The organism is Pseudomonas macauensis (assembly GCF_047902425.1).
GTDB lineage: Bacteria > Pseudomonadota > Gammaproteobacteria > Pseudomonadales > Pseudomonadaceae > Pseudomonas.
On sequence record NZ_CP138377.1, the window covers coordinates 2,243,901 to 2,261,146 of the forward strand.

Below are 17,246 nucleotides of genomic sequence, written 5' to 3' on the forward strand. Positions count from 1 at the left end.
GTCTGAAGCGTCGATCCTAGAGCCATTTCTTCAGTTTACGTAGGAAACGCATTCTGTTAAGAATTGAATTATCCCGCGGGGATTATGCTCCGTACCACAACGATAATGACACAGGGATACAGGCCGTGGATGTAGTACTTGAGCCCGCAGCCGGCAGCCTTTCGCGCTCCAGATTAACACCCCCTCAGGTGCCTGCTGACTATTTGATTCGTCCCCGACTCCAGAATGCTCTGGATCGTCATCCATACGCCTCCGTGCTTTCGTTCAGCGCACCGGTCGGTTTTGGCAAGACCACCGCCCTCGCGGCGCTGGCCAGGTCGCGTGAACTGACCGGCGAAGCCGTCGCCTGGATTTCGCTCGAAGAACAGGACGACGACCCCGGCCGCTTCTGCCTGAAGCTCATCCAGGCGTTGTCCGGCGCCTTGCCGGGCATCGGCGAGGATGCGCAGGGTTACTTGCAGAACACCATGCGCGTGCCGGTGGTGGCGGTGATGGAAAGCCTGCTGATCGACCTGTCGCGCCATGAACACAAGGTGCTGCTGGTGCTGGACGATCTCCATGCGATCAGCCACGCCGACGTGTTCACCGGCCTCAACCGCCTGGTGCAGTACGCGCCGCCCGGATTGACCCTGGCCATCGGCAGCCGCTCGCAGCCCCCGCTGAACCTTGCCACCTGGCGCGCCAAGGGCCTGCTGCTGGAGATCGGCCAGGACGAGCTGCGCCTGAGCGAAGACGAAACCCGCGAATACCTCGCCCGCGACGGTCTGCAACTTGACGACACCTGCCTGCAGAGCCTGCACAGCCAGACCGAAGGCTGGGTAGCCGGAGTGCACCTGGTCAGCCTGTGGCTGCGCCAGCAGGCGGGAACGCCCGAGGACCTCAAGGCGCTGAGCAGCGACAAGGCTGCCGTGGGCGATTACCTGCTGCGGGTGGTGTTCGAGCACCTGCCGGGCGATATCCAGGACGCGCTGCTGGCTCTGAGCATTGCCAACCGGCTGAGCGGCGACCTGGCCAACACCCTGACCGGCCGCCAGGACGGCCAGGCCCTGCTGGAGCGCCTGGACAGCATGCAGCTGTTCCTCCTGCCGCTGGACCGTGATCGCCACTGGTACCGCTTTCACCAACTGTTCGCCGATTTCCTCCGGGCGCGCCTGCGCGAGCGCGACCCGGAACGCTTCAAGCAACTGCACTTCAACGCCAGCCTGTGGTTTACCAACCACCACATGCCGACCCTGGCCATCGAGCACGCGTGCCTCGCCGAAGACCCGGAGATGCTTGCAGCATTGGTGGATGGCTGCGGCCTGGAATTGATCAACCGCGGCCAGCTGTACCTGATCTCGCGCTGGCGCCGCCATGTGCCGAACGAAATCGCCGAGCGCTACCCGATCCTGGTGCTCAGCGATGTCTGGACCCGCGCCTCGGAGCTCAGCCTGCCAGAAGCCAATCGCATGATCGATGAGCTGCTGGCGCGCTGGGGCGACCACAAGGGCAGTGGTCCGATGGGCGACCAGTATCTCTCGGCGCTGGCGGTCAAGGCGGTGCTGGCGCTGCAGAAGGACGACCTGGAGCAGTGCATCACCCTGGCCAGGAAGGTCGAGAGCCAACTGGGGCGCAATTCCGCCTTCCTCGAAGGAGCGGTGCTGCTGATCGCCGCCTTCGCCCAGGTGGTGCGCGGCCAGGCCGACCAGGCCCGGCGGCTGATGGGGCTGGCGCAGCAGCGCAACCATTTCCTCGATGGCCGCTACCTGCACATGCAGCTCTCCACCATCGAGGTGGTGCTGGCGCTGGAGCAGGGCCAGGTCAAGCAGGCGCAGTTGCTCATCGAGCGCCTTCGCCAGCAGGCCATGCCGCTGTTCGACAAACGCTCCCAGGCCCTGGCGCTGCCGACCATCGCCGAGGCGCTGACCGCCTACTACCGCACCGACATCGACGGCCTCGAAGAGCGCCTGCGCTGGGCGTTGGGCCGGGTCGACGTGGTCAACCCGATCGACCTCTACGCCCAGGGCATGCAATGCCTGGCGCGCATCCAGCGCCTGCAGGGGCGCGGCAAGGAGGCGTTGGGCACCCTCGGGCTGATGCAGACCCTGGCCTCGCGCAACCACTCCTGGCGTTTCTTCGCCATGGCGGTGGGCGAGGAGATCAACCTGATCCTGCAGGAACCGGCCACCGACCGCTGCAAGCGCGCCGAGCAGCGCCTGAAAGCCATCGACTGGCAGAAGCTCGCCAGCCATTACAAGCAGATGCCGTTCAATCCGGTGCTCTGGGTGCTGGGCATCAGCCGCGTGCGCCTGTTGCAGGCGCGCGGGCATTTCAGCGAGGCGCTGCACGAGATCACCCAGCTGCGCGGCATGCTGCAGCCGGGCTGGCATGGCTTGCAGCGCCTGCGCCTGGACCTGCTGGCGGCGCTGAGCTACCAGCGCCTGGGGTACCAGGAGCGCTCCCACAGCCTGCTCGGGCAATGCCTGGTGGGCGCCGAGCGGGAAGGGGTGCGGAGCATTTTCATCGAAGAAGGTGAGGGGATTCGCCAGCTGTTGCAGCAGCTCGAGTCCACTGAGCGACAACCGGCCCTGCAGGCGTTCATTCGCGGTCTGCTGACCGTCTGGCCGGGGCAGGAAGCACGCAGGTCGCCCGAGGCGCTCGAGGAAGGTCTGACCGACCGCGAACGCGAGGTGGTGTGCCTGGCCGCGCAGGGGCTCTCCAACGAGGAGATCGGCCGACAGCTGTCGCTGGCGCTCGGTACCGTCAAATGGCACCTGCACAACATCTACGAGAAGCTCAAGGTACGCAATCGTACCCAGGCGATCCGCCGTGCCCGCGAGCTGAGTCTGCTCTGAATGACGACCCTGACCTCCCTGCCGCAGCCGCCGATGCCGCTGCTGCGTACCAAGCTGTTCCCGCCGCGCACCGACAGCAGTGTGCTGCTGCCGCGCCGTGCGCTGATCGATCGTCTGTTCGCCGCCCGCCAGCAGCGGGTGCTGGTGCTCAGCGCGCCGGCGGGGTTCGGCAAGAGCACCGCGCTCAGCCTGTTCCGCCAGCGCCTGCAGCAGAGCGGGGCGCGGGTGGCCTGGCTGTCCTGCGACGAGGGTGACAGCGAGCCGCAGCGCCTCGTGCAATACCTGGTGGCGAGCATCTGCAGTGTCGAGGAAGGCTTCGGCGTCAACACCTCGAACCTATTGCAGTCGGATATGACCCTGCCGCTGGAGGGCATCATCGATGCCTTCCTGTCCGACCTGCGGCGGCTCGACGGCCCGCTGTACCTGATCCTCGACGACTTCCACCAGATCCGCCATCCAGCCCTGGCCCACGGTGCGCGCTACCTGATCGAGCACCTGCCGGAGAATGTGCGGCTGGTCACCAGCACCCGCTATCGCCCGCGCTTCCTGGTGGATGAGCCGGCGCTTGCGCCGCTGACCTTCTGCCTGAGCGGCGACGACCTGCGCCTGACCCGCGAAGAGACCGACACCTACCTCATCGAACTCAAGGGGCTGTCGCTCAGCGACGCCGAGCTCAGGCTGCTGCACAAGCGCACCGAGGGCTGGATTACCGCGCTGCACCTGGCGGCGCTGGCGCTGGCGCGGCATCCGGATCGCGCGGCGTTCCTCAAGGGCTTGTCCGGCTCCGAGCGCGACCTCGCCGACTACCTGGCCGAGGATGTGCTGCGCAGCCTGCCTGAGTCGCTGCAGCAGTTCCTCGACCAGACTTCGGTGCTGGACGAGTTCTGCGCCGAGCTGTGCAACGCCCTGACCGGCCGCCGCGACGGCCTGGACATGCTGATGCGGCTGCAGAACGAGCAGCTATTCATCATCCCGCTGGACGACCAGCGCGAGTGGTTCCGCTATCACCACCTGTTCGCCGAGTTCCTCCAGGGCCGGCTGGCCCGGCACGCGGACCCGACGCCGTTGCTGCACGCCGCCGCGCGCTGGTGCGAGAGCCACGACCTGGCCGACCGCGCGATCAAGTACGCGCTGCGCGCCCGCGACTATGGATTTGCCGCTGACCTGCTGGAGCGCCAGGGCGCCAAGCTGATCGCCGGCAACCGCGTCTACGGCATCCTCGGCATGCTCGGCAACATTCCCGCCGAGGTGATTCGCGAACATCCGGTGTTCCAGATTTTCTATGCCTGGCAGTTGGCCTTCGAACAGAAGTTCGCCGAGGCCGAGGCGTTGATCGAAGAGCTCAGCGTCCGGCTGCTGCAGGGGCAGGGCAAGGTGCGCAACTTCGGCCTGGCCGAGTTGCTGGCGGTGGCCCAGGTGCTCAAGGCGCTGGTGCTGCTCTACCAGGACAAGCTGGAGGGGTGCCTGAAGGTGGCCCGTCAGTGGCTGGCGCTGGTGCCGGGCAATCAGCCGGTGTTCCGCGCCAGCCTGTCGTGCATCCAGGCGGCGGCCTATGCGCTGCTGGGGGATTATGCCGAGGCGGCGAGCGCCATCGGTGTCGCCCGGGAATGCCTGCGCATGGCCGATAGCGAATACCTGCAGGTGGTGGCGAGCATGATCGAGGCGCTGATCTGCAAGGAGCGCGGCGAACTGGAGCGCGGCCGCACCATCGCCGAGAGCGCGCGCGGCCGGGTGGAGCGAGTGTTCGGCCGCCGCAGCCGGGTCGGAGGGCCGCTGTCGCTGGCCTATGCCGACATTCTCTACGAGCAGGACCGGCATGCCGCGATCCTCGCTGAACTGCCCTTGGCGACCACTTGGCGCGATGTCGCCACACCCGTGGAGCTGCTCAGCCGTGGCCAGTTGGTGATGGCCAAGGCGCGCTTCTTCGCCGGCGAGTCCGAACAGGGATTGGCCCAGCTCGACGAATGGCTGGTCGACCTGCAGTCGCCGGGCTATGAGCGGGTCTACGCGCTGTCCATGGGTTGCAAGGTGCAGCTGCTGTTGTGGATGCGCCGGCCGAACGAGGCGGAGCGGGTGTGCCTGCAATTGGCGCGGCACCTCTCCGGACTCTCCGCCGAGCGCTACGCCGACGCCCAGGCCGCGCTGGTGATGGCCGAGGCACGCCTGGCGCTGTCCGAGCGCCATGCCGAACGTGCGCAGCAGCGTCTGGAAGCCTGTCTGGCGGGCTTCACCTCGCCCTACCAACGCGACCGGCGGTTGCGTTTGTCGTTGTTACTTTCTGTGGCGTTTTGGCAGAAAGGTAACAGCGAAAAAGCCTTCGCCTTGTTCGCGCCGACGCTGGAAGAGGCATGGAATCTGGGCTACCGCCGGCTGTTCCAGGACGATGCCCTGTGGCTGCTGCCGCTGTGGGAAGCCTGGAAGGCGGCCGAACCCAAGCGTGCCGCCGCCTGGCAAGGGGTGGCGGAAATGCTCCGCGAGCAGTGCCGGCGTCTCTCCGTCGACCCTGAAAGTTTCGATGAAAATCAAGATGTTAGTCACCGCGAGCGGGAGATCCTGCGGCTCGTGGCGGCGGGCTTGTCGAACCGCGACATTGCCCAGGCGGTGCATCTGTCGGAGGCCACCATCAAGTGGCATCTGCACAACCTGTTCGCCAAGCTCGGTGTGCGCAGTCGGACCCAGGCGGTACTCAAGGGCAAGAGCCTGGGGTTGCTCAGCGAAGCCTGAGTCGGGCGGTGGGTTTTGCGCCATCCCTTGGATGGGCTGGCAGGTGGGGGGCGGGTCAGTAGCTTGGAGATCAGGACGCGAAGCATGGTGCTTCACGAATCCATGCCCACGGCGCCTAGGGAAGTAGTCGTGGGTCTGGAGGGCCGGCGTAGCCGGCCGACCTGCAGCGGGGCAGGACGCCCCTTGCAGTGCCTGGGGCAACCCACCTGAACACTGGAGAGAAATAACAATGAAAAAAATCAAGCAACTGGTTCTTGCAAGCGCAGTTCTGGCTACTCCGTTCCTGGCACATGCCGACATGCAATCCATGGATGACGCTGCTCTGTCCGGTGTGACCGGCCAGGACGGCATCAGCATCGCCGGTACCTTCAACGCATCCATCGGTGCCGTTACCTACAAGGACTCCGACACCACCAACGGCACCCTGTCCCTGGAAGGCATCCACCTGCCCAGCCTGACCATCGCCGACAACGCTCCGATGACCATCGACGTGGTGACCACCAATATCACCCCGGCTGGTGGCGGCACCGCTGTTGCCACCCAGCAGCTCGCCATCGGCCTGCCTTCCGTGACTGGCGACGTGACCGTCGACGCCGTCAAGGTCGGTTCCGGCGCCAGCATTGGCTCCCTGACCATTTCCAACCTGAACCTGGCCGGTTCGACCGTCAAAGTCTGGGGTCACTGATCCCCGAGGTTGCAAGCGCAGTAACCCTTGCCGGCATCTGCCGGCAAGGTTCTTCCGGGTGTTGAGTAGTAGGGGGGTGGAATGTTCGAGATTCTGCTGGGAAGCCTGCTGGGGCTGTTCGGTTTCACCCAGGCCGTGGACACCAAGCCACAACAGCAGGGCACAGTGAACATCTCGCAGCCGCTCACGCCCAATGGCCCGTTCCGCGAGTCGGTGCAGCTTGAGCCGATGAGCCAAGTGCAGTTCCGCAACGTCATCCACCAGGCCTATGACTACAGTTGCGGCTCGGCGGCGCTGACCACGCTGCTGGACTACTACCTGGGGCGCAACCTGGAAGAGCGTCAGGTCATGGAAGGCCTGATCAAGTACGGCGAGGCCGACAAGATCGTCCAGCGCCGTGGCTTCTCGCTTCTGGACATGAAGCGCTATGCCGCCGCACTCGGCTACAAGAGTGGCGGCTTCCGTGCCGAGTTCTCCGACCTGGACTCGCTCGAACACCCGGCGCTGGTGCCGATCCACTATGCCGGCTTCAAGCATTTCGTCGTGGTCCGCGATGTCTATAACGACCACGTCTTCGTTGCCGATCCTGCCTTGGGCAACATCAGTTTCACCCGCGCCCGTTTCGAGGATATCTGGGACCAGAACGTCCTGTTCGTCATCTACCCCAGCGGCCAGGAACCCAGGAATGCCCTGGCGTTGCAGGACGCCGACCTGCGTCTGGTGGATGACCGCACCGTCAGCCTGCTGGCGTTCCGGGAGTTCCCGGAGATGAGCAAGTTCACCCAGAACCAGATCGGGGAGGCCGCCTCCGGCGGGGATGTCCAGTACATCCGCCGCAAATGATTGCCTGATCGGCCCGTACGAATAAGAACAAGACCAGGGGATAGCAACATGAATTTGAAGGGGTTTGCGTGCGTTGCCGCTCTGGCTTTGCTGGTCAGTACCGCCGCCGTGGCGGAAGAGGCGACGTCCGAGGACGCGCGCGATGCGCTGGCCAAGAAGGACAGCGATGCCGACAGCGCCAAGGCGCTGGAGCAGGTGTTCCAGGCCACCGAGAAGAGCTACACCCTGCTCAAGAAGGGCGAGCGCCAGCTCACCTATGGTTTCGATTACTCGCTGATGCGCGATACCCGCATCCAGGCCGTGCGCTCCGGTCAGAACGTCTACAGCGTGCTGGCGCAGAGCGAGGCGCAGCACACCTTCACCAACTCCTTCACCTTCGACTACGGCATCTGGGACAACCTGACCTTCAGCATGCGCCTGCCGTTCGTGGCCAAGTACGACACCGAACGCGACATCCATGCCTACAGCCTGGGCGACATTTCCGCGACCCTGCGCTGGCAACCCTGGGAATCGCGCCGCGGACGCCCGGTCACCACCCTCTACGCCACCCTCGGCCTGCCCACCGGCGACAGCCCCTACGAGATGGACGTCGAGAAGGACGTCTCCACCGGCAACGGCTATTACAGCCTGGGCGTGGGCGCCAACACTTCCTACGTGATCGATCCGGTCGTGCTCTATGGCTCGCTCGGTTACACCTACAACATGCAGGTCGACGACATCCACCAGGCCCAGTACGGCGAAGAACTGGAGAAGGTGGTGCCCGGCGATACCATCAACTTCGCCATGGGCATGGCCTACGCGCTGTCCTACGACGTCTCGCTCGCCACCTCCTACCAGATGGCCTACTCGATGAAGAACAAGTACTACTTCAACGACCGGACGGTGGAGGCACCCGAGCAGACCAGCGCGATCATGAACTTCTCGCTCGGCCTTCGAACGTCACCCGACTACATCGTCAACGTGAACGCCGGTTTCGGTCTGACCGAAGACTCGCCGGATGTACTGCTGGGGCTGTCCCTTCCCCTGGATATCCAAGGCCTCAAGGCCCAGTAACCGACGAGCGAACTCCACATGACAATGCGCATTTCGCCACTCGCGTTGGCGATGGCAGGGGTGAGCCTTGGCTGGTCGTCGCTGGCCGGGGCCCAACTGGCAAACGATCTGACCATCGGCAACCCCAAGGCCATGGCCATGGCCAACGCCGTCACCGCCGATTCCACCGGCATCGACGCGGTGCACTACAACCCCGCCGCGCTGACCAAGCTCAAGGGCCGGCAGACCCAGCTCAAGCTGGTCACCGGGGTGATGGACATCCGCGCCGACTTCAAGGCTCCGCCCAACTATGGCGATGCCGCCTTCGGCCTGGATGACGACCCGGTGGCCAACAGCAGCAGCCGTACCCTGACACCGACCATGTACCTGCCGGGCCTGGGCGGGATGACCGACATGCCGTTGCTGGTGGCGCCGCTGGCGGGGCTGTCGATCAACCCGCCGGGCTCGAAATTCACCTTCGCCACCAACGTCTACGCGCCCCAGGCGCTGGGCTACTCGCGCGACTCCGACAGCGATCCGGCGCGCTACGAAGGGCGCCGGGTATCCCTGCAGCGCATCACCTACTTCTCGCCCTCGGTGGGCTACGAGATCAACGACACGCTTTCGGCGGGCCTGTCGATCGGCTTTTCGCACCAGGCCATGGCCCTGGATACCGACTTCCGCAACCCCGGCCTGCTCACCGGCCTGCTGCAGACCCTGCACGACACCACCTGCGTGCCGGGCGCGCAGGAAATCGTCGAGCTGGTGTTCAACGTCTGCGGCGGCCGCATCGGTCCCTACGACTCGCTGGCCAACCTGAAGCTGGACATGCAGCAGAGCCTGTCGCCGAGCTTCAACCTCGGCATCCTCTGGGAGCCCCGCGACTGGTTCGCCTGGGGCGCGACCTACCAGAGCGAGTCGCGCATGCACCTCAAGGGCAAGTACCGGGTCGACTACAGCCAGGACTGGCAGGGCTTCTGGTCCGGCCTGCAGAGCTCGATCTTCGGCGCCTTCCTGAGCCCCCTGTTCCCCTACGGCAACACCGACGAGGAACACGGCGTGGCGACGCTGAACATGGTCAACCCGGACAGCTTTTCCACCGGCATCAAGGTGCGCCCGTTCGACAAGTGGCAGTTCAACTTCGACCTGAAGTGGACCGACTACAGCGACTGGAACAAGCTGGAGATCGAGTTCGACAAGGAGCTCGACCTGTTGCGCATCGCCAAGAACTTCGCGCCCAACGGCGCCACCGACCACAGCATCATCCTCGACCGCGGCTACCAGGACACCTGGAGCTACGCCATGGGCATGCAGTACGACGTCAACGATCGCCTGCAACTGCGCGCCGGCTACGAGTACCGTCCTTCGGCAATCCCCAAGGACAAGGCCGACGCCCTGGTGCCGATCGGCGACGCCGATCTCTACGGCCTGGGCCTGGGCTACCAGTGGGACAAGGACACGGTGATCGATCTGGGCTTCAACTACTTCGTGTCGAAGCAGAGCATCAAGTCCGGCAGCAGCTGCAACCTGAACTGCACCGGCATCGACAACCTGGTCTACAACCCCTATGCGGGGCTTGACGTCAGCACCACGGTGAAGGCCTATATCTTCGCCATGACGTATCGGACGACTTTCTGAGGGCATCGGACATGGGCAAGCGGACTTTGCTGACGGGCTGCCTGATCGCCGCCGGACTGGCCGCCCCGGCGATGCAGGCCGCCAGCGGGCGCTACCTGTCCTGGGTGGACGACAACGGCCAGGTGCACAACACCTTCGTCGACGCCAGCTTCAGCCAGCAACAACGCCAGGCCGACAAGCGCATTGACCAGAGCGACCGGGCGCGCCAGCTCGACGCATCCGGTACCCAGTGGCCGGGCGCACAGCCGGCCGGGGAGAGCAAGCGCCGCTACTTCACCTGGGTCGATGCCCAGGGCAACATCCAGAACAGCTTCTATGCCGCCGGCCAGGTACCGCCGGGGCGCGCCGACTACGTGCTGCCCAACGGCGACCACTCTTCCGAATACATCGATGCCGAAGCCTACGAGGACAAGGGCTTCGTCCGCAGCGAGAACGGTAACCCGTACTACACCTGGGTCGACGAGCAGGGGCGCATGCACAACTCGCCGATCAGCGCCGAGCAGCGGGCCGAAGCGTTCCGCCGGGGCGAGCAGGGTGGTGGCAAGGTCGCCTATACCGAAGGGCGACAGATCGATTTCAAGTCGCGTCCGGCGGACCTGCCCGGCCTGGATGGCAGCGGCGAGCAGACCGACGCCATGAAGGCGCTGCTCAAGGGCAGCGGCAAGACCCTCGACGACCTCTACCAGGACCTGCAGCGCCGCTGTTGCGAGCAGATGGCCGATGGCGACTTCACCGAGTTGAGCGCCGAAGAGCCGCGCTATGAAGAGCTGAACAAGTTCTCCCCGAGCTTCGACTTCCCCATGGGCAAGAGCTACTTCGTGGCGATGAAGCTGCCCAGCTCGCAGCGGGTCTACGGCCTGCGCGTGCGCAGCTTCGCCAACCACCAGGTGGTGTACCCGTCGCTGCTGTTCCTCGACGAACGCAAGCGCCCGACCCGCTTGGTGAGCGATGCGGTGTACAAGCTCAACCCGGAAACCTGGTACCGCTATGCCTTCATCGAGGGGACGGTGCCGGTGCGTGCCAACCAGGGCGAGCGTTACGTGCTGCTGCTCACCACGGATGAAGATCGCAGCTTGCAGACACTCGACAACAAACCCTACAAGCGCCCGCTGGAAAACCTGGCGGTGAACGAGGCGGGGATGAAGGTGCGCGAGCATGGCGACCAGGGTGGGTTCGAGCTGGCCGTGGTGCGCTGATCCGACGCCTTTCGTAGGAGCGAGCTTGCTCGCGAACCGCCCAACATCGAAGTCGTCAGGGAATCCGTTCGCGAGCAAGCTCGCTCCTACAGGTGCCACCCTGCGTTTCGTGGCCGCAACAAGCTCGGCAATCGCCGGACCTTTTCATGGGGCAGCACGTAGGGCGTACAACCGTTCGCGGTTGTACGCCGATACACCCGAAGCGCCGGCAGGAGCTGTGGTTGATCTCGAAGCGCTCGGCGACGGGCGTCCGAGTGGATCTCCGTGTAGGCGGGAACCAGGGGTAAACGGCGTATAACGTCGAACGTTATACGCCCTACATTCGTGGCTGTGGTGTGTTGAGCCGGGGGGCTACACCTCGCACCCATGAAAAAGCCCGGCAATCGCCGGGCTTTTTCATGGGGCAGGGCGCCTCAGACTTCCTTTGGCTGCACGTGTCCGAACAGCTCCTGGGCGAAGCGCACGCGCTCTTCCACGGTCTCCTTCACACCCTTGGCCTCCATCTCGGCAATGTGCGCCTCGACGGCATGGGTGCGCAGGGTCAGGCCGCAGTCGTTGGCGATCTGGATGTTCAGGCCGGGGCGGGCGTTCAGTTCGAGGATCAACGGGCCCTTGTCCTGGTCCAGCACCATGTCCACGCCGATGTAGCCCAGTCCGCAGAGCTCGTAGCAGCCAGCGGCGAGCTTCATGAAGCCGTTCCAGTTGGGCAACTGCACGCCGTCCACCGCGTTGGTGGTGTCCGGGTGCTTGCTGATCTTGTTGTTCAGCCAGGTGCCGCGCAGGGTATGGCCTGTGGCCAGGTCCACGCCCACGCCGATGGCGCCCTGGTGCAGGTTGGCCTTGCCGTTGGACTGGCGGGTCGGCAGGCGCAGCATCGCCATCACCGGGTAGCCCATCAGTACGATGATGCGGATGTCCGGCACGCCTTCGTAGCTGATGCTCTTGAAAATCTGGTCCGGGGTGACCCGGTACTCGATCAGCGCGCGGTCGCGATGGCCCCCCAGGGAGTACAGGCCGGTAAGGATGCTCGACAACTGGTGCTCGATTTCCTCGTGGCTGATGATCCGCCCGGAGACCGTCTTGTAGCGGCCCTCGAAGCGATCGGCGATCACCAGGATGCCGTCACCGCCGGCGCCCTGCGCCGGCTTGATCACGAAGTCGTTACGGTCACCGATGATTTCCGGCAGGCGCTCGATCTCTTTCTCGGTGGAGATGATCCCGTACATTTCCGGTACGTGGATGCCCGCCTCGATCGCCCGCTGCTTGGTGATGATCTTGTCGTCGACGATCGGGTACAGGTGCCGCTGGTTGTACTTGAGCACGTAGTCCGCGTTGCGCCGGTTGATACCCATGATGCCGAGGGCGCTCAGGGCTTTCCATCGCTTGATCAGGCCGAACATGGCTTAGTCCTTGAGGAAGGCTTTGAAGCGGAACAGTTCGGTCAGGCGGTACCCGCGGTAGCGACCCATCGCCAGCATGAACGCCACCAGGATCAGCAGCACGGCCGGGAAGGTGAACACGAAGTACACCAGCTCCGGAATGCGCATCAGGATGTGCGCCAGGGCAGCGGCGACCAGGGTGCCGATGGCGGCCTTCATGGCGTGCGCGGCGCCGCGCTCTTCCCAAGTGATCGACAGGCGCTCGATGCTCATGGTCAGGATCACCATCGGGAACAAGGCCACCGACAGGCCGCTCTCGAAGCCCAGCTTGTGGCTGAGCAGGCTGATGGCGGCGATCATCACCACCACGAAGGTCAGCACCACCGACAGGCGCGGCAGCATCTGCAACTTCAGGTGTTCGAGATAGGAGCGCAGCGACAGGCCCAGCGCGGTGATCACGGTGAACAGGCCGATACCCCATTGCAGGCCGGTTTCGCGGAAGGCGAGGGCGATCAGCACGGGGGTGAAGGTACCCAGGGTCTGGATGCCGATCAGGTTGCGCAGCACCAGGATCACCAGCACGCCGAACGGGATCATGATCATGATCTGGAAGGTCTGCTGGGTGGACAGTGGCAGGCCGTACAGCGAGTACTCGAGGAAGGCCGCGTCGGTGTTCTCGTCGGACAGCTTGGCCAGGCGGATGGCGTTCATCTCGCTGCTGTTGAGGCTGAAGTTGACCTGGGCCTTCTTGCCGCCTTCGATGGACAGCAGGCTTTCATCGCCCAGCCACCAGATCAGGCGGTCGGCGGGCAGGCCGCGCTCGCCGGTTTCCGGGTTGAAGTACAGCCACTCCTTGCCGTTGAAGCTGCGCAGCCAGAGCTCGGGCTGCTGCGGCTGGTTGGCCACCAGGCGAATGGTGTGCACGCGCTCCAGCGGCACGTGGGCCACGGCCAGCAGGGTCTCGACCACATGGGAGCGTTTTTCCAGGCTGGTGTCGCCGGCCAGCAGCAGCTTGACGTTGTCGTCGCTGAGGTTGTTGGCGCGCTTGATGGCTTCGCTGACGAAGGTCTCGACGTCCGCCGAATGCTGGCGGATGGGGGCGATCAGGGCTTCGGCGGCGATCTTCTCCGGGCCTTCCAGGGGCAGGCTGTCACGGAAGATCGGGCCTTTTTCCTTGGGCTTCTCGCCGGCGGCGCCGGTGTAGCGCTTGGTCAGCACCAGGCGATAGTAGAGGGTCTGCTGGCCGCTGGCGCGGCGCGAGGACCAGGTCACCTTGCGGTTGCCGTCGGCGCGGTTGATGCCCACGCCGTAGTTGTTGGAGACGAAGCTCTCGTTGAGGCTGACGTAGTTCTGGCTCAGCGGCGGGACGAACATCTGCACCTTCACCGGTGTCTTCGGCGTGGCGACGAATTCGACCTTGGCATCGATGTTCCACAAGTCGTCGGTCTCGGCCTCGGTCATCGGGATGCCGAGGATGAAGATCTGGTAGGCGGTGATCGCGACGCCCAGCGTCAGCAGGATGGCGATCAGGACCTTCAGATGCAGGGTAAGAGAGCGCATGGGATTACTCGGCAGGTTTCGCTACGGGTTGGCAGCCGGGCTTGCCGGCAGCGTATTTCAGGCTCGGGTCGACCAGGGCGCCGAAGCGCTTGAGCGCGTCGGAGCCGATCAGAAGCGGGTATTGGAAGGCGCTGCGGTCGGTAAGGTTCACTTCGATGGTGCGTCGGACCTTGCCCATGCAGACGTCCAGCTCGATCACCGGGCGGGCGGTATAGTCCTTGCCTTCGTCAGGGTCGTAGTCGCCATGACGGCGCTTGATCTTGCTGATGCGGGCCAGGGGCTTTTCGATCGGCTGGCTGTCGGCGGTGTCGGTGGCCAGGTAGAAGCGTACCCAGGTCTCACCGTCGCGCTTGAAGCGCTTGATGTCGCGGGCGCTGAGCGAGGCGGTCTTGGCGCCGGTGTCGAGCTTGGCTGCCAGCTCCAGGCTCAGGTCGTCGATGCGGGCGTATTCGTTCAGACCGTAGACGGTCTTGCCGGCAGCGGCGCTGACGCCGGAAAACAGGACGATGCTCAGGAGCAGCAGGGCAGTGGGCTTGATTCTCATGGGTCTTGATGAGTGGGTGGCCGCAAAGCCTTGGAAAAGTGGGTGTCCCGGTCGTCACCCTCGCTCGGACATGGCCGGATTGCCACCGGGCTGGGCCCAGGGACGCCAGGCAATAGCGCGGCGAATTCTACCATGTGGTTTTTACGTGGCGACAGTCGGTTGGTCTCTTGGCAGGGTATTTGTCAGCGACTGCCCCGTGCACAGTAGACGCAGGGGCAGTCGCTGCACCCGCTCTCGACAGCCTGGCTGCCGCGGGCGGGCGTTGAGGCTCAGGGACTTTCCGGGACCTTGACTTCGCTCCAACTGCTGTCGGGGTCGAAGCGGGTCATCTTCAGGGCGATCTTGTCGCCATTGGGGCCCAGGTTCTTGGAGAAGACCTCCCCGTCGTGGCTGATCATGAAGCTCATCACGCCCGTGTCGCCATAACGGACCGGCCAGGCGATCAGGGCGAAGCCTCGGGTCATCTTGCCGCCGATCAGGTAGTCATAGGCGCCGCCGGGGGCCGAGGGACCCTGGGCGGTGAGTATGCGGTAGTGGTAGCCGTGCCAGCCGCCGTCCGGGAGTTCGTCGCCGAACAGGGGGCCGAGCGGGCTTTCCTCGCCGTCTTCCTCTTGCGGCCAGTACAGGCCGTCGTGGCGGCCATCGCTGCTGACGAATTTCTGGGCGTATTCCAGTACGCCGTCGCCATTGCGGTCGACTTCGGCAAAGTCCATCTGCGCATCGTGATAGGCCTGCACCGCGTTTATCGCTGCTTCTTCGTTGCGGCCGATGCGGCGGACGCGAATTTCCTCGCCGCCCGCCTTGGCGTTGAATGCCCAGCCCTGCTTCTCGTGGAGGATCGGCAGGGGCAGTGTCCATGGATCATTGCCGACTACCAGGTGGGCACGGTCGGGGCCGTCTTTCTCGATCTGGTGCTTGTCCTTGTAATGCGCGAGGAAGGCATCCACTTCATCCCGGTCGATGCCTTCGGGCGGGATGTAGCTGCGCCAGTCCTTGCCGAGTAGGGCGGTCAGGCGCTCCGGGTCGGCCTTCTCGGTGCCGAGCGCGGCGACGAAGGCATCGGCGGCGGCTTCCGGTGTGGGAAAGGTTTCCTGCGCCAGCAGGCTGCAGGGCAGTGCGCCCAGGAGGGCGAGCGCCAGTAGGCGCGATGCGAAATGCATGATTCGTCTCCTATCGGCGCCGTCCGCCGCCGGAAAATGCGCGGGCTGGACGTTGTACGGTGTGCCCGGCGCGTGCGGCCTGAGGCCGGCTGGCGACGGCGCGGCTGGCTTGTCCGCGCTCGGAGAACGCTCGGGATTGCCTTGGGTTGTTGGCTCCGACGAAGGCATTGTTCCGCGGCGCCTGGGTCCTGGCGCGCTGCTGGCGGGCCTGCTCGCGGATTTGCGAGTTGTTCTGCGCACGTGGCCGTTGCTGTGCCTGGGCGCTGCGGTTTTGCGCAACGCTTTGCGCACGCTGCCGGGCGTCGGGGTTGTTGCGCAGTTCCCGGGTGGCGGCCTGCGCGCGCTCGCGGGCTTGCGGATTGTCCCTCAGGTCGCGGGTGGCAGCCTGGGCGCGTTCGCGGGCCTGCTCATTGTTCACCGCCGGTGGGGTGATGCCGCGCTGGGCAAGGCTCTCGCGGGCCCGGGCACGCTCCTGGGTGCGTGCGGAGTCGAAGCCGCGCAATGCCTCGCGCTGCTCGCCGCCTGCCAGCCGGCGGTTGTACTGCTCGCGGCTGGCCGCGTCACGGTAGGGCACGCCATTGCGGTAGGTGGGGTCATGGCGCCAGGTGGCGCGGTTGCCGTTGAACTCGCGGTTCACGTTGCGATTGATGTTCCGGTTGCTGTTGAAGTTGTTGTAGTGCTCTACATCCACGTCGATCTCATGGTCGTCCCAGTCGCAATCGCCCCAGAGCGAATTGACGATGGCGATGCCCGCGCCGAACGCCAGGCCGGTGGCCAGCGCGGTAGCGACGGGGTACTGGTATTGGGGCGGAGGCGGGTAGTAGGTCGGCGGGCTGGAGGGATAGGCCCAGGTGCCGTAGACCTGATTGGGGTTATAGCTGGGAACGTAGACCACCTGCGGGTTGGTCGGCTCGATGACGATCGTCTGCGAGGGGGCGGGCTGCTGCACGACCACCGTGTCGCCGCCGGGAGCTGGTTGCGTGGGAGGCGGGGCCGCCGGCTTGATGCTGATGGTCTGCTGTTCGTTGGATTTCAGGTTGCCGGCAGCCTGGGCCTGGCGGCGCAGGCGCTGGACGGAATCCATCACGGCGTCGGGCTGCGCCAGGAAGGCGTCGCCGACGCGTTGAACCCAGGCGGGGTCCTGTTCCAGTGTGGCCAATACGACAGGGAACGCCACCAGCGACTGGACGCTCGGGTCCCACGGCTGATTGGCAACCTGCTTCACGGCCTCGTCGCCGCTTACGCCGGGGTGGGCCTTGGACCAGGCGGCTGCATCGGCCACATTGCCCGGGTAAGTGGTTGCCATCAGCACTTGGGCCAGCAGGGAGTCCGGGTACAGCGCCAGCGGCGCGAGCATCTGGTCGAGTTCTTCGGTGCTGAATACAGCCTGAGACGGATTTGCCGGTGCGGCCGGAGGCGCTGCTGTCGCCGCAGCAGCGGGTGGCGCTGGCGCGGCTGCCGGTGCAGGGGCAGGCGCTGCAGGGGGTGCGGCAGCGGGTTGGCCGGCGGCTGGGGGCGTGGGTGTGGTGACCTTGGCGTTGGGCGGCTCGCTCTTGTCGCAGCCGGCCAACGCCAGCAGGGCAGCCAGAATCAGGTGCTGACATTCGCGCATGGCGCTCTCCTTTGCCTGTGCCGGGGAATGCCCGACCCG

The 17,246-nt window shown here is 65.2% G+C and carries 12 protein-coding genes; 7 read left to right on the forward strand and 5 right to left on the reverse strand.

What is annotated here, in order from left to right:
- Positions 1–125: 125 nt before the first annotated feature.
- The 7 genes from SD196_RS10695 to SD196_RS10725 all read left to right on the forward strand — a co-directional run bounded on the left by SD196_RS10695 (position 126) and on the right by SD196_RS10725 (position 10,952).
- Positions 126–2,834, forward strand: a complete 2,709-nt coding sequence (locus SD196_RS10695; RefSeq protein WP_416311425.1) for a LuxR C-terminal-related transcriptional regulator — start codon at positions 126–128, stop codon at positions 2,832–2,834.
- A complete protein-coding gene (locus SD196_RS10700; RefSeq protein WP_416311426.1) occupies positions 2,835–5,558 on the forward strand; it encodes a LuxR C-terminal-related transcriptional regulator in 2,724 nt (907 codons plus the stop codon).
- 229 nt (positions 5,559–5,787) lie between these two features.
- Positions 5,788–6,243, forward strand: a complete 456-nt coding sequence (locus SD196_RS10705) for a DUF6160 family protein (protein WP_275607692.1) — start codon at positions 5,788–5,790, stop codon at positions 6,241–6,243.
- An 81-nt stretch (positions 6,244–6,324) separates the two neighbouring features.
- Positions 6,325–7,086: a C39 family peptidase gene (locus tag SD196_RS10710; protein ID WP_416311427.1), complete on the forward strand. Its 762-nt coding sequence runs from the start codon at positions 6,325–6,327 to the stop codon at positions 7,084–7,086.
- A gap of 48 nt (positions 7,087–7,134) precedes the next feature.
- Positions 7,135–8,139, forward strand: coding sequence for a transporter (locus SD196_RS10715; RefSeq protein WP_416311428.1), 1,005 nt, complete (start codon positions 7,135–7,137; stop codon positions 8,137–8,139).
- Between the two features lie 18 nt (positions 8,140–8,157).
- On the forward strand, positions 8,158–9,756 hold the full coding sequence (locus SD196_RS10720; protein ID WP_275607689.1) for an outer membrane protein transport protein: 1,599 nt from the start codon (positions 8,158–8,160) through the stop codon (positions 9,754–9,756).
- An 11-nt stretch (positions 9,757–9,767) separates the two neighbouring features.
- Positions 9,768–10,952, forward strand: coding sequence for a MalM family protein (locus SD196_RS10725; protein WP_370601298.1), 1,185 nt, complete (start codon positions 9,768–9,770; stop codon positions 10,950–10,952).
- 413 nt (positions 10,953–11,365) lie between these two features.
- Here SD196_RS10725 and SD196_RS10730 read toward each other — a convergent pair whose 3' ends face one another.
- The 5 genes from SD196_RS10730 to SD196_RS10750 all read right to left on the reverse strand — a co-directional run bounded on the left by SD196_RS10730 (position 11,366) and on the right by SD196_RS10750 (position 17,207).
- Positions 11,366–12,352, reverse strand: coding sequence for an alpha-L-glutamate ligase-like protein (locus SD196_RS10730; RefSeq protein ID WP_416311429.1), 987 nt, complete (start codon positions 12,350–12,352; stop codon positions 11,366–11,368).
- 3 nt (positions 12,353–12,355) lie between these two features.
- Entirely contained in the window at positions 12,356–13,891 is a 1,536-nt protein-coding gene (locus SD196_RS10735) for an inactive transglutaminase family protein (protein ID WP_331314095.1), read from the reverse strand.
- A 4-nt stretch (positions 13,892–13,895) separates the two neighbouring features.
- The gene (locus tag SD196_RS10740; RefSeq protein ID WP_275607686.1) at positions 13,896–14,435 is read right to left on the reverse strand and encodes an ATP-dependent zinc protease; all 540 of its coding nucleotides are present in this window, start codon (positions 14,433–14,435) and stop codon (positions 13,896–13,898) included.
- A gap of 269 nt (positions 14,436–14,704) precedes the next feature.
- On the reverse strand, positions 14,705–15,595 hold the full coding sequence (locus SD196_RS10745; RefSeq protein WP_331314098.1) for a DUF2950 domain-containing protein: 891 nt from the start codon (positions 15,593–15,595) through the stop codon (positions 14,705–14,707).
- A 10-nt stretch (positions 15,596–15,605) separates the two neighbouring features.
- A complete protein-coding gene (locus SD196_RS10750; RefSeq protein ID WP_416311430.1) occupies positions 15,606–17,207 on the reverse strand; it encodes a DUF3300 domain-containing protein in 1,602 nt (533 codons plus the stop codon).
- Positions 17,208–17,246: the final 39 nt, after the last annotated feature.

Excerpts from the sequence above, each read along its gene's own strand:
- SD196_RS10740 (WP_275607686.1), bottom strand. The coding sequence starts at position 14,435 with ATGAGAATCAAGCCCACTGCCCTGCTGCTCCTGAGCATCGTCCTGTTT.
- SD196_RS10730 (WP_416311429.1), bottom strand. The coding sequence starts at position 12,352 with ATGTTCGGCCTGATCAAGCGATGGAAAGCCCTGAGCGCCCTCGGCATC.
- SD196_RS10705 (WP_275607692.1), top strand. The coding sequence starts at position 5,788 with ATGAAAAAAATCAAGCAACTGGTTCTTGCAAGCGCAGTTCTGGCTACT.
- SD196_RS10750 (WP_416311430.1), bottom strand. The coding sequence starts at position 17,207 with ATGCGCGAATGTCAGCACCTGATTCTGGCTGCCCTGCTGGCGTTGGCC.
- SD196_RS10700 (WP_416311426.1), top strand. The coding sequence starts at position 2,835 with ATGACGACCCTGACCTCCCTGCCGCAGCCGCCGATGCCGCTGCTGCGT.
- SD196_RS10725 (WP_370601298.1), top strand. The coding sequence starts at position 9,768 with ATGGGCAAGCGGACTTTGCTGACGGGCTGCCTGATCGCCGCCGGACTG.
- SD196_RS10710 (WP_416311427.1), top strand. The coding sequence starts at position 6,325 with ATGTTCGAGATTCTGCTGGGAAGCCTGCTGGGGCTGTTCGGTTTCACC.
- SD196_RS10745 (WP_331314098.1), bottom strand. The coding sequence starts at position 15,595 with ATGCATTTCGCATCGCGCCTACTGGCGCTCGCCCTCCTGGGCGCACTG.
- SD196_RS10735 (WP_331314095.1), bottom strand. The coding sequence starts at position 13,891 with ATGCGCTCTCTTACCCTGCATCTGAAGGTCCTGATCGCCATCCTGCTG.
- SD196_RS10715 (WP_416311428.1), top strand. The coding sequence starts at position 7,135 with ATGAATTTGAAGGGGTTTGCGTGCGTTGCCGCTCTGGCTTTGCTGGTC.
- SD196_RS10720 (WP_275607689.1), top strand. The coding sequence starts at position 8,158 with ATGACAATGCGCATTTCGCCACTCGCGTTGGCGATGGCAGGGGTGAGC.